Origin of the sequence: Mesorhizobium sp. M2A.F.Ca.ET.067.02.1.1 (genome assembly GCF_004023285.1) — a bacterium.
GTDB lineage: Bacteria > Pseudomonadota > Alphaproteobacteria > Rhizobiales > Rhizobiaceae > Mesorhizobium.
In genome coordinates, this window is sequence record NZ_RZSB01001318.1 from 1 (window position 1) to 730 (window position 730).

1 protein-coding gene is annotated in these 730 nt (G+C 68.2%); it reads right to left on the bottom strand.

Annotated elements, in window-relative coordinates:
- A partial coding sequence (locus EOA28_RS37565) for an aminotransferase (protein ID WP_128315934.1) occupies positions 1-722 on the bottom strand: 722 nt, incomplete at its 3' end.
- Positions 723-730: the final 8 nt, after the last annotated feature.

Below are 730 nucleotides of genomic sequence, written 5' to 3' on the forward strand. Positions count from 1 at the left end.
ATTTCCATCGGCCCGTGGCGAAGCTGGCCGCCCTCGAGGGAAAAGCAGGGCAGGCGCGACAGTTCGGTGAAGCCGAGCGCAAGCGCTTCAGCCACGCCTTGAAGCTTGCGGCCGGAGGTGACGATGGTCGCGACCTTGCTCAGCGCGGCCAAGGCTGCATCGATCTCGACCGTTTCGGGCGCCTGGAGCGCCGCGAGCGCGGCGGCGGGGTCTTCGCCAAGCGCTGCGAGGATCGCCAGATGTAGCGCGAAGGTCACTGTCAGGCTGCGGGTCGCGGCAAAGGCAAGCTCGGTGCCGCCGGCGCCGACAAGGCAAGTCACCGTGCGGCCAAGAAACGAGCCGGCCTCCAGCGTCAGCCCGAAGGTGTCAGCCTGCGGAACCGCTTCGGAGAACCAGCGCAGCACCTCGGCGCTCTCGCCAGACTGCGAGGTCACGAGCACCGTCTTGCCGGCAAGCGGCAATGGCTGTCCGAGCTGCTCCGACAGCGGCAGCGCGATGGCGTCGATGCCATGCGCGCGATAGAGCGGCTCGACGGCGCGGGCGACGGCATGCGAGGCGCCCATGCCGAGCAGGACGAGTCGGCCGGTCTTGCTGATGGAGGCGGCGACCTTGGCGGCTGCCTCCCGATTGCCCTCGAAGGAGGCGAGCGCATCCTCATGCTGGCGCGCCATCTCGCGGTCGATCGCAAGCAGGCCGGAGGGACGTGGTTTTTGAGCAGTCATCATTATCC